The organism is Ectopseudomonas toyotomiensis (assembly GCF_900115695.1).
GTDB lineage: Bacteria > Pseudomonadota > Gammaproteobacteria > Pseudomonadales > Pseudomonadaceae > Aquipseudomonas > Aquipseudomonas toyotomiensis.
On record NZ_FOXK01000002.1, the window covers coordinates 545,198 to 560,529 of the forward strand.

A 15,332-nucleotide genomic window follows, 5' to 3' on the forward strand; every position below is an offset into this window, starting at 1 on the left:
CTGTTCGGAGAGTGCGAGGAGGTCGAACATGGCAGGTGGTTGGGCAAGCGACGACGCAGTGCAGGAACAGATCGACAGCAGCATCGAGGACGCCGTTGCGCGTGCTCGCAGCCAGCTACCAAAGGGTGAGAGCCTGAGTCATTGCGAGGAATGCGATGCTGCCATTCCCGAGGCCCGGCGTCAGGCGATTCCCGGCGTGCGCCTGTGCGTCAACTGTCAGGCCGAGCACGACCGGGAGAACGCCGTCTACAGCGGCTACAACCGTCGCGGTAGCAAGGACAGCCAGCTGCGCTGAGCAAGCGGTACGGCACCTATTCGAGTCCTGATGGTCTAGTGCTACTAGACCGTGACTCAGGAAGAGGTGCCTGCATGACGATTTTCGAAGCCTTACGCATCAGCCACGATATCCAGCGCGAACTGGCGCAGAAACTGATCGCCACCCAGGGCGACAGCGCCGAACGCCACGCTTTGTTTTCTCAGCTCAAGCAGGAACTGGCCGTGCACTCGGTGGCCGAAGAACGCCATTTCTATATTCCCCTGATGCAGCAGGACGCGGGCGTGGATCTATCGCGCCACGCGATCGCCGAGCATCACCAGATGGACGAAATGATCGAGGACCTGGAGGAGACCGACCCCAGCAGCCCGAGCTGGCTGGCGCAAGCCAAGGCCCTGGCGGAAAAGGTCGAACACCACCTCAAGGAAGAAGAACACACCTTCTTCCAGATGGCCGGCAAGCTGCTTCGCGACAAGGAGAAACAGCAACTGGCGGGTGACTATCTCAGCGCCTACGACGAGATGAAGCAGGCGTCCTGACAGACCGATAAGAGCCGGGCGCAACACCCGGCTCTTGCATCAGAACAGGAAATAACGCTGCGCCATCGGCAGCACCTCGGCCGGCTCGCACCAGAGCAACTGGCCGTCGGCCCTGACCTGATAGTTCTGCGGGTCGACCTCGATGTTCGGCAGGTAGCCGTTGTGGATCAGGTCGGTCTTTTGCACCTCGCGGCAGCCTTTGACCACGCCGATTTTCTTCTGCAGACCGAGCTGTTCGGGCACACCCGCTTCGAACGCCGCCTGGCTGATGAAGGTGATGCTGGTGGCATGGCGGCTGCCGGCGTAGCTGGCGAACATCGGTCGGTAGTGCACCGGTTGCGGTGTCGGGATCGAGGCGTTGGCGTCGCCCATCAGGCTGGCGGCAATCGCGCCACCTTTGAGGATCAGCGTCGGCTTCACGCCGAAGAAGGCCGGGCGCCAGAGCACCAGATCCGCCCACTTGCCCACTTCGATGGAGCCCACTTCATGGCTGATGCCATGGGTGATCGCCGGGTTGATGGTGTACTTGGCAATGTAGCGTTTGGCGCGGAAGTTGTCGTTGCCCGGCGCGTCTTCAGGCAGCGGGCCGCGCTGCTGCTTCATCTTGTCGGCAGTTTGCCAGGTACGCGTGATCACCTCGCCGACGCGGCCCATGGCCTGGCTGTCGGAACTGATCATGCTGAAGGCACCGAGGTCGTGGAGGATGTCTTCGGCGGCGATGGTTTCGCGGCGGATACGGCTCTCGGCGAAGGCCACGTCCTCGGCGATGCTCGGGTCGAGGTGATGGCAGACCATGAGCATGTCCAGGTGCTCGTCGATGGTGTTCTTGGTGAACGGTCGGGTCGGGTTGGTCGAGGACGGCAGCACGTTGGGGAAGCTGCAGGCCTTGATGATATCCGGGGCGTGGCCGCCGCCGGCACCCTCGGTGTGGTAGGTGTGGATGGTGCGGCCTTTGAACGCGCCGAGGGTGGTCTCGACGAAGCCGGATTCGTTCAGCGTGTCGGTGTGAATCGCCACCTGCACGTCGTATTGGTCGGCCACGCTCAGGCAGTTGTCGATGGCCGCCGGGGTGGTGCCCCAGTCCTCGTGCAGCTTCAGGCCGATGGCGCCGGCCTTGACTTGCTCGATCAAGGGCTCGGGCAGCGAGGCGTTGCCCTTGCCGGTAAAGCCCAGGTTCATCGGAAAGGCGTCGGCGGCCTGCAGCATGCGCGCCATGTGCCAGGGGCCGGAAGTGCAGGTGGTAGCGTTGGTGCCGGTGGCCGGCCCGGTGCCGCCGCCGATCATGGTGGTCACCCCGCTCATCAGCGCCTCTTCAATCTGCTGTGGGCAGATGAAGTGGATATGGGTGTCGATGCCCCCGGCGGTGAGGATCATGCCTTCGCCAGCGATCACCTCGGTGCCGGCACCGATGGCGATGGTCACATCGGGTTGGATATCAGGGTTGCCGGCCTTGCCGATAGCAGCGATGCGCCCGTCCTTGAGACCGACGTCGGCCTTGACGATGCCCCAGTGGTCGATGATCAGCGCGTTGGTGATCAGCGTGTCGACCACATCGGCGGCACACAGTTGACCCTGGCCCATGCCGTCGCGGATCACCTTGCCGCCACCGAATTTCACTTCTTCGCCGTAGGTGGTGAAGTCCTTTTCCACTTCGATCCACAGGTCGGTATCGGCCAGGCGCACCTTGTCGCCGACGGTGGGGCCGAACATCTCGGCGTAGGCTTGGCGGGAAATCTTCATTGGAAGTCCTCGTAGGGTGCGCTGTGCGCACCGTTGCTATCTGTGTCGTTGCTGGTGCGCACGGCGCACCCTACGGGCTATAGATCGCCCATGATCCGGCCGGCGAAGCCGAACACCCGGCGCTGGCCAGCCAGATCGACCAGTTCCACTTCACGGCTCTGCCCTGGCTCGAAGCGCACTGCGGTGCCGGCGGGGATGTTCAGGCGCATGCCACGCGCGGCAGCACGGTCGAACAGCAGGGCGTCGTTGGTCTCGAAGAAGTGGTAGTGCGAGCCGACCTGGATCGGCCGGTCGCCGCTGTTGGCTACGGAGAGGGTCAGGGTGCGGCGACCGGCATTGAGCTCGATCTCGCCATCGGCAATCTGGTATTCGCCGGGAATCATGGTGAAGGCCTCGCAAGCGTCTTGTAGTAGATGGCATTGGCCCGGTAGGTGCCGTCCGGGCCGCAGGCGTAATCGGGTAGGCCACCAATGCACTGGTAGCCGAGGTGGCGATAAAGCTGTTCTGCGTCACTGCCAGCCTCGGTGTCGAGGTACAACAGGCCGCGCTTGCGGGTCGCCGCTTCCTGCTCGACGGCCTGCATCAACAGACGGGCGATGCCGCGACGACGTGAGTCGCTCAGTACCAGCAGTTTCTGAATCTCTGCGCGGTTCAGTCCGTTGGGTTTCTGGCACAGGCTCAGTTGCACGCTGCCCAGAACGCGGCTCTGCTCATGGGCCACCCAGAGCAGCAGAGAGCCGTCCGTCATGGCCGCATGCACCTGGGCGAAATATTCAGCGGCTTCTCGTTCGTCTAGATCGGCGAGAAAACCTATCGATGCACCATCGTTGATCGCATCGAGCAGCAGGACGATCAAACCTTCGCGGTAGTTGGCGAAGTTGGTGCTGTCGAGTCGCTGTAGCGTCACGGCCACGGGGTCACTCCTTGGCGCCGAGGATCAGTTGCATAAAGGTCAGATCCAGCCAGCGCCCGAACTTGCGGCCGACCTGGGGCATCTGCCCGGTGGTGATGAAGCCGAGGCGCTGGTGCAGGCGAATCGAGGCGGTATTTTCCGACTCGATGGCGGCGACCATGACGTGCAGGTTGGCGGCGCGAGCGCGCTCGATCAGCGCCTGCATCAGCGCCGGGCCCAGGCCCTGGCCGCGTTGGTCGGCGCGCACGTAGACCGAGTGCTCGACGGTCTGACGGAAGCCTTCGATGGTGCGCCAGGTGCCGTAGCTGGCATAACCGACTACCTCGCCGGCGGCGTCATGCGCGACCAGCACCGGGAAGCCGGCCGCCGTGCGTTCGACCAGCCAGGCACGGCGGTTGGCCAGGTCTACCAGGGTCTCATTCCAGATTGCTGTGGTGTGCTGCACCGCGTCGTTGTAGATGGCCAGGATGCCGGGCAGGTCGGCTTCGCCGGCATTCACTATGTCGAAACTCATGGTTCAGGCGATCGGTTGGTGGACGGTCACCAGCTTGGTGCCGTCGGGGAAGGTGGCTTCGATCTGGATCTCCGGGATCATCTCCGGCACACCCTCCATCACCTGATCGCGGGCCAGCAGGGTGGTGCCGAAATGCATCAGCTCGGCGACCGTCTGGCCGTCGCGTGCGCCTTCGAGCAGGGCGGCGGAGATGTAGGCCATGGCCTCCGGGTAGTTCAGCTTGACCCCACGCGCCAGGCGGCGCTCAGCCACCAGGCCGGCAGTGAAGATCAGCAGCTTGTCTTTTTCTCTTGGTGACAAATCCATGACGGCTCCAGTCTTGGAGCGGCAAGGCAGTGCCTTGTCCGCGATAGTGCTTCGGTTGCTTGGTGGAAAGCGGCGTGCGCTGTTCCACTCTGGCGTGGCTGTACTGCAATTTGTAGGAGCCGGCTCGCCGGCGATTAGGCTTCTGTTGATCGCCGGTAAGCCGGCTCCTACGTGTCCGTTGTGCTCATGTGCTCCAGATTCGGGGTGGCACTGCTTCGCGCCCCAGCAGCGCCGGACGCAGCAGGCGCCAGAACTCGATCAACCAGGCGCGTGCCTTGAGTGCTTCACTGGCCAGGCAGCGCGCTATAAGCAGGCCTGAAATCTGGCTGAGGTCACCGCGTACACCGTCGATCTTCAGCTCCCGGCAGCGCTCCAGCAAATCACTGTCTACATCGCCGCTGATCAGCAGGGTGGCAAACACCGGCTGGCCGTCGAGGCCGATGGGCGAGTCGAGCAGGCCGTCGCCGCCAGTCAGGCGCTGACGTTCGTGCCAGAGCAGCTTGCCATCGCGGCGGACATCCAGCACGGCCTGGAAATGGCCGCTGGCAAAGCGCTCGTCGGCGGCGGGGCGGCCGAGGGCGACGATATCCCAGTAGAACAGGCGAGCATCGCCGTGCAGCTCGATCTGTGTGTGCAGTTCGGCCTGAGCGCCGGCATAGATGATGGTTTCCTGCGGCAGCCACTCCAGGGTGGCGCCGGTCTCGACGTTCAGGCGCAGAACCTGGCGGGCGACACCTGCTGCGCGGTACCACTTGGCCGCGCCAGGGCTGGTGAGCTGTACCCAGCTGCGCTCGCCGGCACGGGCCGAGATGTTCAGGGTGTCGCCGCCAGCGATGCCGCCAGGCGGATGAACGATGATGTGCTGGCAAACCTCCGGGCCTTCGGCATACAGATGCTTCTGCACTCTAAGTGGGCCGACATGGCGTCGCTGCACTGGTGTGGTGCGTTCGCCGTGACGTGCGTAAGCCAGCTCCAGCTCGGCAGGCCAGCTTGGCGTGAACAGGGCAGCAGGCAGATTCATCAGTGCCAGGGTTCCACGGGATAGTTGACCGAGTGGGCAAGCAAGAGGCGTGCCCTGAACCAAGTCGGTGCGCTTGCCTGCACGCTCACGTGGCCAGTCGAGGTGCTGCATCTGGCTCTGCCTCAAAGCGTCTCCCCGGTTCTAGAGTCGAGCGTCGATTCGTTGGGAGCACTCATGTTTTTTATCATCGCCTTCGCCGCCGGCCTGGTGCGCGGCTACAGCGGTTTCGGTTTCGCCATGCTGATGGCGCTCGGGCTGATGCTGCAGTTGCCGCCAGCCGAGGCGGTGCCGGTGGCGTTGATTCTCGACGTGGCCTGTAGCGTGACGCTATGGCCGGCCGCGTTGCGCGCCGTCCATGGGCGCGTGTTCGGGCGCCTGCTGCTGGGCATGCTGCTGGCGGTGCCGCTGGGCGCATGCTTGTTGCTATGGCTACCTGCAGGCGTCATGGCGCCGTTGGTGGCCTCGCTCTGCTTGTGTGGTGGATTGCTGGTGCTGTGGCGCCCGCCCGTTGGTAAGGCGCTAGGCCAGGGCTTGGCCTGGTTGGCAGGGCTGGCATCCGGTCTGGCGACGACCATGGCCTCGGCCGGTGGCCCGCCACTGATGATCTACCTGCTGCGCAGTGGTCTGGATGCGCGGCAATTGCGTGGCACGGCGGTGCTGTTCTTCCTGGCCAGCAGTTTCTCTGCGTTGATCGGGTTGGGTGTCGCTGGCGTGTTGACCGGCTCGCTGTGGCGACTGGCGCTGGAACTTGCGTTACCGGCGCTGGCCGGCAACCTGCTTGGCCAGTGGCTGTATCCGCGCTGGCAACCTTTGTCGCTAAGGGTGTTGGTAGGTGGGTTGCTGGTGCTGTTGTCGCTGGGAAGCCTGCTGAAGGCGATCTGGTAGGGTGCGCCGTGCGCACCGAAAACGCGTGCTCTCGCTGCGGATCGGCAGAACGTATGCGTTGTTGCGGAGTTACTGCGGCCGCACGGCGCACTCTACGGGCGGGTTCGGTGTCGATGACCCGCCCTGCGAGGCGCGCTCTTCAATCGCGGTCGATGGCGAAGGGCGACCAGGCCTGGCGGCTCGGCATGATTTCCAGGCGGTTGATGTTGATATGGTCGGGCAGGGTGGCGACGTAGAAGATCTGCTCGGCGATATCTTCGGCGGTCAGCGGTGTGGTGCTGCCATACAGCGCGTCGGAGGCAGCCTGGTTGCCCTTGGTGCGCACCAGGGTGAATTCGGTTTCGGCCATGCCTGGTGCGATGTCGGTGACGCGCACGCCGGTAGACACCAGGTCGCAACGCAGGTTGAAACTGAACTGTTTGACGAAGGCCTTGGTGGCGCCGTACACGTGGCCGCCCGGGTAGGGCCATTCGCCGGCCACCGAGCCGATGTTGATGATGCTGGTGCCCTTGCCGATTGCCAGCAGCTTGGGCAGCACCGCGTGGGTGACATTGACCAGGCCGGTGACGTTGGTGTCGATCATGGTGTGCCAGTCTTCCAGTGCGACCTTCTGCGCAGCCTCCGGGGCCAGCGCCAGGCCGGCGTTGTTGACCAGCACGTCGATACGGTCGAAGGGCGCCTGCAGGCCGTCGACCAGCGCCTTCACCGCCGCAGCATCACGCACGTCGAGCGCAGCGATGTGCACCGGCACCTTGTCCTGCAGTTCGGCCTTCAGCTCTTCCAGGCGCTCCAGGCGTCGGCCGCTGAGCACCAGCGCCCAGCCCGCCTCGGCGAAGCGTCGTGCCGTGGCGCGGCCAAAACCGGATGTCGCGCCTGTGATGAATGCCACCTTGCTCATGGATAACCTCGTTTTGCTATCAGGATTCATGGCCTGCTCCTGCATCCACTGTCGGGCGCAGCGAGAACAGTCCTATTGGGGCGGTGCATCAGTGTATGGCCTTGGCCGTTAGGCCGCGCGCCACAGCTGGCCGCGGATTCATGCGGACAGTTCGAGGAACTTGCGCACGCGTTCGGTTTCCGGGTTGGTGAAGAACTTCTCTGGCGCGGATTTCTCGATCAGCAGGCCCTTTTCCAGGAACACCACCTGATCCGACACCGCTCGGGCGAATTCCATTTCGTGGGTGACCACGATCATGGTGTAGCCCTCGCTGGAGAGGTTCTTCATCACCGTCAGCACTTCGCCGACCCGCTCCGGGTCGAGTGCCGAAGTCGGCTCGTCGAACAGGATCACCTCCGGGCTCATGGCCAGGGCGCGGGCAATTGCCACACGCTGCTTCTGCCCACCGGAGAGGGTGTAAGGGTAGGCCTCGGCCTTCTGCTCCATGCCGACTTTTTCCAGCAGCGTCTGGGCGATGGCGCGGGCCTCGTCCTTGCGCATCTTCTTCACCTGCATCGGTGCTTCCATGACGTTCTGCAGCACGTTCAGGTGCGGCCACAGGTTGAAGCTCTGGAACACCATGCCGGTTCTGGCGCGAATCGCCGCCAGGTCGCGGTTGTTCATGCGCTTGCCCTGGGCATCCACGCCGATGCGCTGGCCGGCGATGTGAATACTGCCGCGATCCGGCTCTTCGAGCCAGTTGATACAGCGCAGCAGGGTGGATTTGCCCGACCCGGACGAGCCCAGCACGCTGACCACCTCGCCCTTGTTCACGGTCAGCGAGATGTCGCGCAGCACCTCGACGCCGTCGAAGCTCTTGGACAGATTGTCGATCTGTACCGCGGGTACGTCAGGCATGTTCGAAACCTCGTTTGGCGCCGAACCGGCTCGCCCACTTGAGCGCCAGTTCCAGGCAGATGCTGATGATCCAGTACAGGGCGATGACCACGATGAACGCCTCGGTGGGGATGAAGTAGGTGGCCTGCACCGAGTTGGCTGCAGCGGTCAGTTCCTGCACGGTAATGATGGTGAGAAAGGCGGTGTCCTTCAGCGCGTAGATCAACTGGTTACCGAGCAGTGGACGGGTGCGGATCACCAGTTGCGGCAGGATGATCCGCCAGTACAGGCGAGCGGGGCGGAAGCCATGGGCCTTGGCCGCCTCGACCTGGCCGAGCGGCAGCACCAGGCGCGCGCCGCGCAGTATCTCGGCGAAGTAGGCCGCGTGATAGATGGCCAGCGCCACCAGGCCCGCGCCCCAGGCGCTGGGTTTGATGCCCAGCGCCGGCAGGCCGTAGTAGAGCAGGTAGGCCAGCACCAGAAAGGGCAGCATGCGCATCAGGTTGATCGCTCCGCGCAGCAGCGTCGACAGCCAGTTGCGGCCCTCCAGCAGGTATACGCTGAAGCAGCCGATGACGAAGGCCGCCAGCACTGACAGGACGAACAGGATCAGGGTGTTGAGTGCGCCGTTGAGGAAGGCGCCGCGCGCCTCCCAGATGATGCTCCATTCGGTCATGGTCGCGTCCTCACATGGCCAGTCGGTTGGCTTTCTTCTCGGCGATGGCCTGCACCTTGAGCAGCACGCCGATGATCAGCATGTACAGCAGGGCCGCCGCGAGAATCGGTGGCAGCGGCTCGTAGGTCACGGCGCTGATGCGGTTGGTCACGCGGGTCAGGTCGACGATGCCGATCACCGCGATGGCCGGGCTGCTCTTGATCAGGAAGGACATCTCGTTGACCAGGCCGGGCAGGCTGCTGGTGATCATCTGCGGCAGCATGATGCGGCGGAAGAACACACCGTTGGTCATGCCGCAGGCCAGCGCCGCTTCCTTCTGCTCGCGGGAGAAACTGATGAACGCCGTGCGCCAGACCTCGGCATTGAAGGCCGCGGTGTTCAAGGTGAGGGCGAGGATTGCCGCCGTGTTGCGGTCCATCGCCAGGCCGAAGGTCGGTGCCGAGAGGAAGATGAACAGCACCAGGGTGACCAGCGGCGTGGCGCGCGCCAGGCTGACGTAGAGCACCAGCGCCTGTTCCACGAAGGGAATGCGCGCCATGCGTAGCAGGGCAATGCCCAGGCCGATGACGACGCCCAGGGCGATGGCGATCGAGGAGATCCACAGAGTCGTCCAGGCGCCTTCGAGCAGCAATAACCAGGCTTGTCCGTTCATGTCGGGCTCCAGGGAAAGGGATGGGGTGTTGCAAGCAAGGTCAGGGCCAGGGCTGGCCCTGATAGACGGCAGTGCGTTGGCGATGAGCATGTAGGGTGCGCCGTGCGCACCGAAGCGCTGGCACCTTTGAGGCTGATGCGCGCGGCGCACCCTATGCGGCCATGTCAGAGACTTGGCCGCGGCCCGCTGTCACATGCCGGCCAGTTCGTGGAACTGCTCGACCTTGGTGATCGGCTCCTTGGGCATGGCTGGGAAGGCTTCGCCGAACCACTTGGTCTGCAGCTCGGCCAGGCGACCGCTATCGCGCACCTCGGTCATGAAGCCGGTGAGAAACTCCAGCAGCTCGGGGCTGCTCTTGGGCACCGGCCAGGCGGCGAAGCCGTCGCCGGATACGGCGATGCCCTTGGCGAAGGTGTCGCCACGGGTCTTGACCAGGTCGTTGACCGAAATCAGCGCGTTGATCACGTAGTCCAGACGGCCGTTGGCCAGGTCGGCGTAGGCCTCCGGGTAGGACGGGTATTCGGTCACGGTGCCTATCTCGCAGCCTTCGGCAGCCATCATCTTCTTCAGCTCCGGCAGGCGCGCAAGCAGGGCGCTGCCGGCCTGCAGGCCGACGGTCTTGCCACACAGGCTGGAGATATCGCTGAGGCGGTCGTCACCGGCGCGTTTGACGTAGAAATGCTGCGCCGAGGCAAAGGGCGGGGCGAAGTTGAACACGCGCAGGCGGTCGTCGGTGACCAGGGCGCCGGTGAAGGCCATGTCGTACTGGCCGGCCGAAACCGAGGCAAGCAGGCCGGTCCAGGGCAGGATTTCCTGCTTCACGTCGAAGCCCTGCGCTTTGGCGTAGATCTTCAGGTCTTCCAGCAGTTCCTTGTGAAAACCTTCCGGCTTGCCATCGACGATGAAGTTGAACGGCGCGTAGTCATCCTCGGTGGCGACGGTCATCACGCCCTTGGACTTGATCTCGTCGAGGTCGGCGTGGGCGCTCAGCGAGGCGCCGACCAGGCAACTGGCCAGGGCCAGCTTGCGCAGCAGGCCGAAGGGTTTGGAATCGGTGTTCGATGGCTTCATGGGCGTGCTCCAGAGGTGTCGACAAGGGTTGTCCAGGCCGCTCGGCGGCGGTTTCGTTTTCACCTTAGAGAGGCCTGGCGAGCCGGCGATAGGGGCAGTTCCGGCCTTTGTTCTGGCCAGCGACAGTGGCGCGCTACTTGCTACATCCCAGGGTTGTTTGGCTGTTGGAGGGCGCCATGATCGATCACTTCTACCACCTCGATTTCGACCGTCAGCGCGGCCTTCAGGAGCAGCTTCGCGAGTCGTTGGTGTCGGCCATTCTCGGTGGCGGTTTCCCTGCCGATGAGCCGCTGCCGTCATGCCGCAAGCTGTCCCAGCAGCTGTCGGTCTCGCGCAACACCGTGGCACTGGTCTACGAAAGCCTGCTCGACAACGGCTACCTGATCAGCCGCCCGCGCAGTGGCTACTACCTGCACCCGGACTATTGCGGGCAGGCGGGCGAGGCGGTGCTGCGCATGACCCCGCTGCGTAAGCTGGAGCAGTCCGACGCCAGCAGCGCTGCCACTGCCCCGGATTGGACCGCGCGCTTTCGCATGCAGCCCAGTTTGAAGCACGGCGTGCTGCGCCCGAGCAACTGGAGCCGCTTCACCTACCCGTTCATTTACGGCCAGCCGATCAGTGAGCTGTTCCCGCTGGAGCGCTGGCGCGAGGTGTCGCGCAAGAACCTCAGCGGCGAGCGCGACCAGCTGTGGCTGGGCGACCGTTTCGACCGTGACGATGAGCAACTGATCGAGCAGCTGCGCACCCGTGTGCTGCCCAAGCGCGGCATCTGGGCGCGTGCCGACGAGATCCTGGTGACCCTCGGTTCGCAGAACGCCCTGTACCTGCTGGCCAGCCTGCTGATGGCGCGCGGGGTGCGAGTTGGTGTGGAAAATCCGGGTTTTCGCGACGCGGCGAGCATCTTCGACCTGCACGGCGCCAAGGTGCACCTGCAGGATGTCGACGATCAGGGCCTGGTGGTGGACCGCCGGCTGGATGACTGCCAGTACCTCTACGTAACGCCGGGGCACCAGGTGCCCACCGGTGTGGCGATGAGTGCGGCACGGCGCGAGCAACTGCTGCGGCAGGTTCGCGAGCACGACCAGGTGTTGATCGAGGACGACTACGACGCCGAATTCAACCTCGACAATCACCCGCTGCCGGCGCTCAAGGCCAGCGACAGCAGTGGCCGGGTGATCTACCTGAGCAGCCTGTCCAAGGCTTTTTCGCCAGGGCTGCGCATCGGCTACATGGTCGCCGACGCCGAGCTGATCGACGAGCTCCGTGCACTGCGCCGGCTGATGTACCGCCACCCGCCGCTGAACAACCAGCGCATGCTCGCCGACTTCCTCGCCCAGGGGCATTACGACGCGCACCTGCGGCGCTTTCGCGAGGAACATTGTCGCCGCCGCGAGCTGCTCTACCAGGCGCTGCGCAGCGACCTGAGCGATTGCCAGCCTATGGGCAGCCCCGGTGCCAGCGCCTGCTGGCTGGCGGCACCACGCGGTGTCGATACCCAGCGCCTGGCCTGGGCGGCGGCGCAGCAGAGCGTGTTGATCGAGTCCGGGGCGCAGTTCTTTCTGAGCGACGGCGCGGCACCGACGAACTTCATGCGCCTGGGTTTCCATGCCATCGATGCCGAGCGCATTCGACCGGGTGTGCAGAAACTGGGAGAGGTGTTGGCTGGGTTGTGATCGCTTGTCTCCCCTCTGCCGCTTGCGGGAGAGGGGCGGGGGAGAGGGCTTGCCTGCGACTCCGATCTGCCGCACTTGCCCTCTCCCCGACCCTCTCCACTAGGCGTGCCCCCAATAAATGGGAGAGGGAGCCGTCCGCGGCCCGGACAGAGTCAGGCAAAGCGCGGCGCGAACAGGGCGAACACCTCGTCGAAGATCGCCAACGCCTCGTTCACCTGCGCGGCGCTGACGATGCACGGCGGCACCACATGGATGCGGTTCTCCACCACGAAACTGAGCAGCCCGCGCGCGGTCAGTCCCGCCTTCATTTCCAGCATCACCGCTGCCGGCATCGGGGTCTTCTTCTGCACGTCGCTAACGAACTCCAGTGCCCAGAACAGGCCGACGCCGCGTGCCTCGCCGATCATCGGGTAGCGCTCGGCCAGTTTCTTCAGGCCCGGGCCGAGCACTTGTGCGCCGATATCACGGGCGTTCTCCACCATGGCTTCCTCGGTCATCGCATCCAGCGTGGCGACGATGGCGGCCATGGCCAGCGGGTGTCCAGAGTAGGTCAGGCCACCGGGGAAGAAGTGAGTGTCGAAATGCGCGCAGATCGGCTGCGAGATCATCACCCCGCCAGCCGGCACGTAGCCGGAGTTGACGCCCTTGGCGAAGACGATCAGATCCGGCACCGCGCCGAAATGCTCCAGCGCCAGCCAGGAGCCGGTGCGGCCGAAACCGGCCATCACTTCATCGAGGATGAGCAGGATGCCGAACTCGTCGGCCAGCTTGCGCACGCCCTGCATATAGCCTGTCGGCGGTACGAGGATGCCGGCAGTACCAGGAATGCTCTCCAGCAGGATGGCGGCGATGGCGCCCGGCCCCTCGCATTCGATGACCCGGCGCAGGTGCTGCAGGGCACGCGCGCATTCTTCTTCTTCGTTCGCCGCATTGAACTCGGTGCGGTACAGGTAGGGGTTGAAGAAGTGCACATGTCCACGGGCGTATTCGTTGGGCACGCGGCGCGGATCACCGGTGGCGACTATGGCCGCGCCGGTGCTGCCGTGGTAGGAACGGTAGGCGGAGAGGATCTTGTCGCGACCGGTATACAGGCGCGCCATGCGCATGGCGTTCTCGTTGGCATCGGCGCCGGCGTTGGTGAAGAACACCTTGGAGAAACCGGCTGGTGCGCGGGCGAGAATTCGCTTGGCCGCTTCACCGCGCATCAGGTTGGCGGTGGCCGGAGCGATGGTCACCAGGCTGCCAGCCTGTTCCTGGATGGCGGCGATGACCTTCGGGTGCTGGTGGCCGATGTTGGTGTTGACCAGTTGGCTGCTGAAATCGAGGTAGCGTTTGCCGTCGTAATCCCACAGCGTGCAGCCCTCGCCACCGGCGATCACCAGCGGGTTGAGGGCGCCCTGGGTCGACCAGGAATGGAAGACGTGCTGGCGATCCAGATCGTGGACGTACTGGTTGCTGATCGGTGTGCTCATGATGACCTCGGGCTGGCCGTTGCGGATGCCTGCACCTTAGGAACAAAGCGGTCGTTGGCCGTAGGGCCAGATGCCGGAAGTGGCCGGGTCAGCGCGTCTGGCTCACCGATGCCTGACAACTGTCCCTAGGCGCTGTGTGTGCACAGGCTAGGCTGGAGGCATCCGTTTTCAGGAGTGAAGCCATGGCCCACGCATTCGAGATCAACACCGCCCCCGTGGCGTCCAGCGAAGGCTTGAACAGCCCCGCGATCGCCCAGGCGCGTATCGACCTGGCCGCCTGCTTTCGCATGGCGGCGCGGCTCGGCATGGGCGAGGGCATCTGCAATCATTTTTCCGTGGTGGTGCCGGGGCGGCCGGAGCTGTTTCTGGTCAACCCCTATGGGCTGTCCTTCGCCGAGGTCACTGCTTCGTCGCTGCTGATCTGCGATTTCGACGGGCGCGTGGTGCTGGGCAATGGCCGCCCTGAGGCCACGGCGTTCTTTATCCATGCCCAGTTGCACCGCCTCAACCCGCGCGCCACGGCAGCCTTCCACACCCATATGCCCAACGCCACGGCGCTGTGCATGCTGGAGGGCGAGCCCTTCGTCTGGGCCGGGCAGACCGCGCTGAAATTTTACGAGCGACTGGCGGTGGACGAGGATTACCAGGGCCTGGCGCTCGACTACGCCGAAGGCGAGCGTATCGCCCGCGCGGCAGGCGATGCCGATGTGCTGATGCTGAAGAATCACGGCCCGTTGGTACTGGGGCCGAGCATTGCCGAAGCCTGGGACGATCTCTACTACCTGGAGCGCGCTGCCGAGGTGCAGCTCAAGGCCATGGCCAGCGGTCGGCCGTTGAAGGCTGTGGCACCGGCGATTGCCAGTGCGGCGTGCCGGCAGATGCTGCAGGGCAACGCCGAAAGCGCGCATCTGCATCTTGAGAGCGTGAAACGCCAGTTGCTGCGCGAGGAATCGGATTTCGCCGAGTAGAGCAGCGAACCTCTGTGGGGGGCGCTTAGCGGCGACTGAGGCGATCACCGGGTCGCGGCTAAAGCCCCTCCCACAGGCGGGCGCAGGTCAGATCGCCACCAGCCCGCGCACGCCTTCGGCTTCCATGTTCTCGCCACGGCCCTGCTGGACGATCTCGCCACGGCTCATCACCAGGTACTGGTCGGCCAGCTCGGCAGCGAAGTCGTAGAACTGCTCCACCAGCAGGATGGCCATGTCGCCGCGAGCGGCGAGCTTCTTGATCACCACGCCGATCTCCTTGATCACCGAGGGCTGGATACCTTCGGTGGGCTCGTCGAGGATCAGCAGGCGCGGCTGGCTGGCCAGCGCGCGACCGATGGCCAGCTGTTGCTGCTGTCCACCGGAGAGGTCGCCGCCACGGCGATGCTTCATCTCGCGCAGCACCGGGAACAACTCGTAGATGAATTCCGGCACGGCCTTGGCCTGGCTGCCGGGAAAACGCGACAGGCCCATCAACAGGTTCTCTTCCACCGTCAGGCGGCCGAAGATCTCGCGGCCCTGGGGCACGTAGGCGATACCGGCGTGTACGCGCTGGTGCGGTTTGAAGCCGGTGATTGGCTTGCCTTCCCATTGCACGCTGCCGTCCTTGGCCGGGATCAGGCCCATCAGGCATTTGAGCAGGGTGGTCTTGCCCACGCCGTTGCGGCCGAGCAGGCAGGTGACCTCGCCGACCTTCGCGTCGAACGACAGGCCACGGAGGATGTGGCTGCCGCCGTAGTACTGGTGGAGTTGTTGGACTTGCAGCATATCGATGTCCTTAAGCATGCGGTGCGCGCGGCGCACCCTACGGAGCGCCAGCCTTCTCCCCTCTCCCG

Annotated in this window: 18 protein-coding genes; 5 read left to right on the forward strand and 13 right to left on the reverse strand. The window is 64.6% G+C overall.

The genetic code is table 11. The annotated features are described in order from the left end of the window. Positions 1–28: 28 nt before the first annotated feature. Entirely contained in the window at positions 29–295 is a 267-nt protein-coding gene (locus tag BM186_RS05770; RefSeq protein ID WP_074913844.1) for a DksA/TraR family C4-type zinc finger protein, read from the forward strand. 74 nt (positions 296–369) lie between these two features. Continuing rightward, entirely contained in the window at positions 370–813 is a 444-nt protein-coding gene (locus tag BM186_RS05775) for a hemerythrin domain-containing protein (RefSeq protein ID WP_017360672.1), read from the forward strand. Positions 814–852: 39 nt separating this feature from the next. Here BM186_RS05775 and ureC read toward each other — a convergent pair whose 3' ends face one another. From ureC to BM186_RS05805, 6 genes are all read right to left on the reverse strand, one after another. Next, positions 853–2,553 (reverse strand): urease subunit alpha, encoded by a 1,701-nt coding sequence (gene ureC / locus BM186_RS05780; RefSeq protein WP_074913845.1) that lies wholly within the window; start codon positions 2,551–2,553, stop codon positions 853–855. A gap of 77 nt (positions 2,554–2,630) precedes the next feature. Beyond that, positions 2,631–2,936, reverse strand: coding sequence for an urease subunit beta (locus BM186_RS05785; protein ID WP_074913846.1), 306 nt, complete (start codon positions 2,934–2,936; stop codon positions 2,631–2,633). Beyond that, entirely contained in the window at positions 2,933–3,466 is a 534-nt protein-coding gene (locus BM186_RS05790; protein ID WP_074913847.1) for a GNAT family N-acetyltransferase, read from the reverse strand. The genes BM186_RS05785 and BM186_RS05790 overlap by 4 nt, the downstream gene beginning before the upstream one ends. 4 nt (positions 3,467–3,470) lie before the next feature. Beyond that, on the reverse strand, positions 3,471–3,980 hold the full coding sequence (locus BM186_RS05795; protein ID WP_072423221.1) for a GNAT family N-acetyltransferase: 510 nt from the start codon (positions 3,978–3,980) through the stop codon (positions 3,471–3,473). 3 nt (positions 3,981–3,983) lie between these two features. Further along, a complete protein-coding gene (gene ureA, locus BM186_RS05800) occupies positions 3,984–4,286 on the reverse strand; it encodes an urease subunit gamma (RefSeq protein WP_004425162.1) in 303 nt (100 codons plus the stop codon). A gap of 184 nt (positions 4,287–4,470) precedes the next feature. After that, positions 4,471–5,307, reverse strand: coding sequence for an urease accessory protein UreD (locus BM186_RS05805; protein WP_074913939.1), 837 nt, complete (start codon positions 5,305–5,307; stop codon positions 4,471–4,473). A 174-nt stretch (positions 5,308–5,481) separates the two neighbouring features. Here BM186_RS05805 and BM186_RS05810 point away from each other — a divergent pair, with 174 nt between their 5' ends. Then, positions 5,482–6,192 carry a sulfite exporter TauE/SafE family protein gene (locus BM186_RS05810; RefSeq protein WP_074913848.1) on the forward strand — a complete coding sequence of 237 codons (711 nt, stop codon included), beginning with the start codon at positions 5,482–5,484 and terminating at the stop codon, positions 6,190–6,192. A 139-nt stretch (positions 6,193–6,331) separates the two neighbouring features. Here the strand turns inward: BM186_RS05810 and BM186_RS05815 are convergent, their stop codons facing one another. The 5 genes from BM186_RS05815 to BM186_RS05835 all read right to left on the reverse strand — a co-directional run bounded on the left by BM186_RS05815 (position 6,332) and on the right by BM186_RS05835 (position 10,365). Beyond that, on the reverse strand, positions 6,332–7,090 hold the full coding sequence (locus BM186_RS05815) for an SDR family NAD(P)-dependent oxidoreductase (RefSeq protein WP_072423218.1): 759 nt from the start codon (positions 7,088–7,090) through the stop codon (positions 6,332–6,334). Between the two features lie 138 nt (positions 7,091–7,228). Continuing rightward, positions 7,229–7,987, reverse strand: coding sequence for an amino acid ABC transporter ATP-binding protein (locus BM186_RS05820; protein ID WP_074913849.1), 759 nt, complete (start codon positions 7,985–7,987; stop codon positions 7,229–7,231). Beyond that, a complete protein-coding gene (locus tag BM186_RS05825) occupies positions 7,980–8,642 on the reverse strand; it encodes an amino acid ABC transporter permease (protein ID WP_074913850.1) in 663 nt (220 codons plus the stop codon). The genes BM186_RS05820 and BM186_RS05825 overlap by 8 nt, the downstream gene beginning before the upstream one ends. Positions 8,643–8,652: 10 nt before the next feature. Continuing rightward, complete coding sequence (locus BM186_RS05830; protein WP_017678737.1) at positions 8,653–9,294, reverse strand: amino acid ABC transporter permease; 642 nt, start codon at positions 9,292–9,294, stop codon at positions 8,653–8,655. A 189-nt stretch (positions 9,295–9,483) separates the two neighbouring features. Continuing rightward, a complete protein-coding gene (locus BM186_RS05835; protein ID WP_074913851.1) occupies positions 9,484–10,365 on the reverse strand; it encodes a transporter substrate-binding domain-containing protein in 882 nt (293 codons plus the stop codon). A gap of 176 nt (positions 10,366–10,541) precedes the next feature. On the opposite strand from BM186_RS05835, the gene pdxR reads away from it, so the two are divergent. Then, positions 10,542–12,038: a MocR-like pyridoxine biosynthesis transcription factor PdxR gene (gene pdxR, locus BM186_RS05840; protein WP_074913852.1), complete on the forward strand. Its 1,497-nt coding sequence runs from the start codon at positions 10,542–10,544 to the stop codon at positions 12,036–12,038. 152 nt (positions 12,039–12,190) lie between these two features. On the opposite strand, the gene BM186_RS05845 is transcribed toward pdxR, so the two are convergent. Next, positions 12,191–13,510, reverse strand: coding sequence for an aspartate aminotransferase family protein (locus BM186_RS05845; protein ID WP_074913853.1), 1,320 nt, complete (start codon positions 13,508–13,510; stop codon positions 12,191–12,193). Positions 13,511–13,692: 182 nt separating this feature from the next. Here BM186_RS05845 and BM186_RS05850 point away from each other — a divergent pair, with 182 nt between their 5' ends. Then, entirely contained in the window at positions 13,693–14,478 is a 786-nt protein-coding gene (locus BM186_RS05850; protein WP_074913854.1) for an aldolase, read from the forward strand. Positions 14,479–14,565: 87 nt separating this feature from the next. Here the strand turns inward: BM186_RS05850 and urtE are convergent, their stop codons facing one another. Next, a complete protein-coding gene (gene urtE, locus BM186_RS05855) occupies positions 14,566–15,264 on the reverse strand; it encodes an urea ABC transporter ATP-binding subunit UrtE (RefSeq protein WP_074913855.1) in 699 nt (232 codons plus the stop codon). Positions 15,265–15,332: the final 68 nt, after the last annotated feature.

Bases quoted from the DNA above. Each gene is read 5' to 3' on its own strand.
- BM186_RS05770 (WP_074913844.1), top strand. From the start codon at position 29: ATGGCAGGTGGTTGGGCAAGCGACGACGCAGTGCAGGAACAGATCGAC.
- BM186_RS05775 (WP_017360672.1), top strand. From the start codon at position 370: ATGACGATTTTCGAAGCCTTACGCATCAGCCACGATATCCAGCGCGAA.
- ureC (WP_074913845.1), bottom strand. From the start codon at position 2,553: ATGAAGATTTCCCGCCAAGCCTACGCCGAGATGTTCGGCCCCACCGTC.
- BM186_RS05785 (WP_074913846.1), bottom strand. From the start codon at position 2,936: ATGATTCCCGGCGAATACCAGATTGCCGATGGCGAGATCGAGCTCAAT.
- BM186_RS05795 (WP_072423221.1), bottom strand. From the start codon at position 3,980: ATGAGTTTCGACATAGTGAATGCCGGCGAAGCCGACCTGCCCGGCATC.
- ureA (WP_004425162.1), bottom strand. From the start codon at position 4,286: ATGGATTTGTCACCAAGAGAAAAAGACAAGCTGCTGATCTTCACTGCC.
- BM186_RS05805 (WP_074913939.1), bottom strand. From the start codon at position 5,307: ATGAATCTGCCTGCTGCCCTGTTCACGCCAAGCTGGCCTGCCGAGCTG.
- BM186_RS05810 (WP_074913848.1), top strand. From the start codon at position 5,482: ATGTTTTTTATCATCGCCTTCGCCGCCGGCCTGGTGCGCGGCTACAGC.
- BM186_RS05815 (WP_072423218.1), bottom strand. From the start codon at position 7,090: ATGAGCAAGGTGGCATTCATCACAGGCGCGACATCCGGTTTTGGCCGC.
- BM186_RS05820 (WP_074913849.1), bottom strand. From the start codon at position 7,987: ATGCCTGACGTACCCGCGGTACAGATCGACAATCTGTCCAAGAGCTTC.
- BM186_RS05825 (WP_074913850.1), bottom strand. From the start codon at position 8,642: ATGACCGAATGGAGCATCATCTGGGAGGCGCGCGGCGCCTTCCTCAAC.
- BM186_RS05830 (WP_017678737.1), bottom strand. From the start codon at position 9,294: ATGAACGGACAAGCCTGGTTATTGCTGCTCGAAGGCGCCTGGACGACT.
- BM186_RS05835 (WP_074913851.1), bottom strand. From the start codon at position 10,365: ATGAAGCCATCGAACACCGATTCCAAACCCTTCGGCCTGCTGCGCAAG.
- pdxR (WP_074913852.1), top strand. From the start codon at position 10,542: ATGATCGATCACTTCTACCACCTCGATTTCGACCGTCAGCGCGGCCTT.
- BM186_RS05845 (WP_074913853.1), bottom strand. From the start codon at position 13,510: ATGAGCACACCGATCAGCAACCAGTACGTCCACGATCTGGATCGCCAG.
- BM186_RS05850 (WP_074913854.1), top strand. From the start codon at position 13,693: ATGGCCCACGCATTCGAGATCAACACCGCCCCCGTGGCGTCCAGCGAA.
- urtE (WP_074913855.1), bottom strand. From the start codon at position 15,264: ATGCTGCAAGTCCAACAACTCCACCAGTACTACGGCGGCAGCCACATC.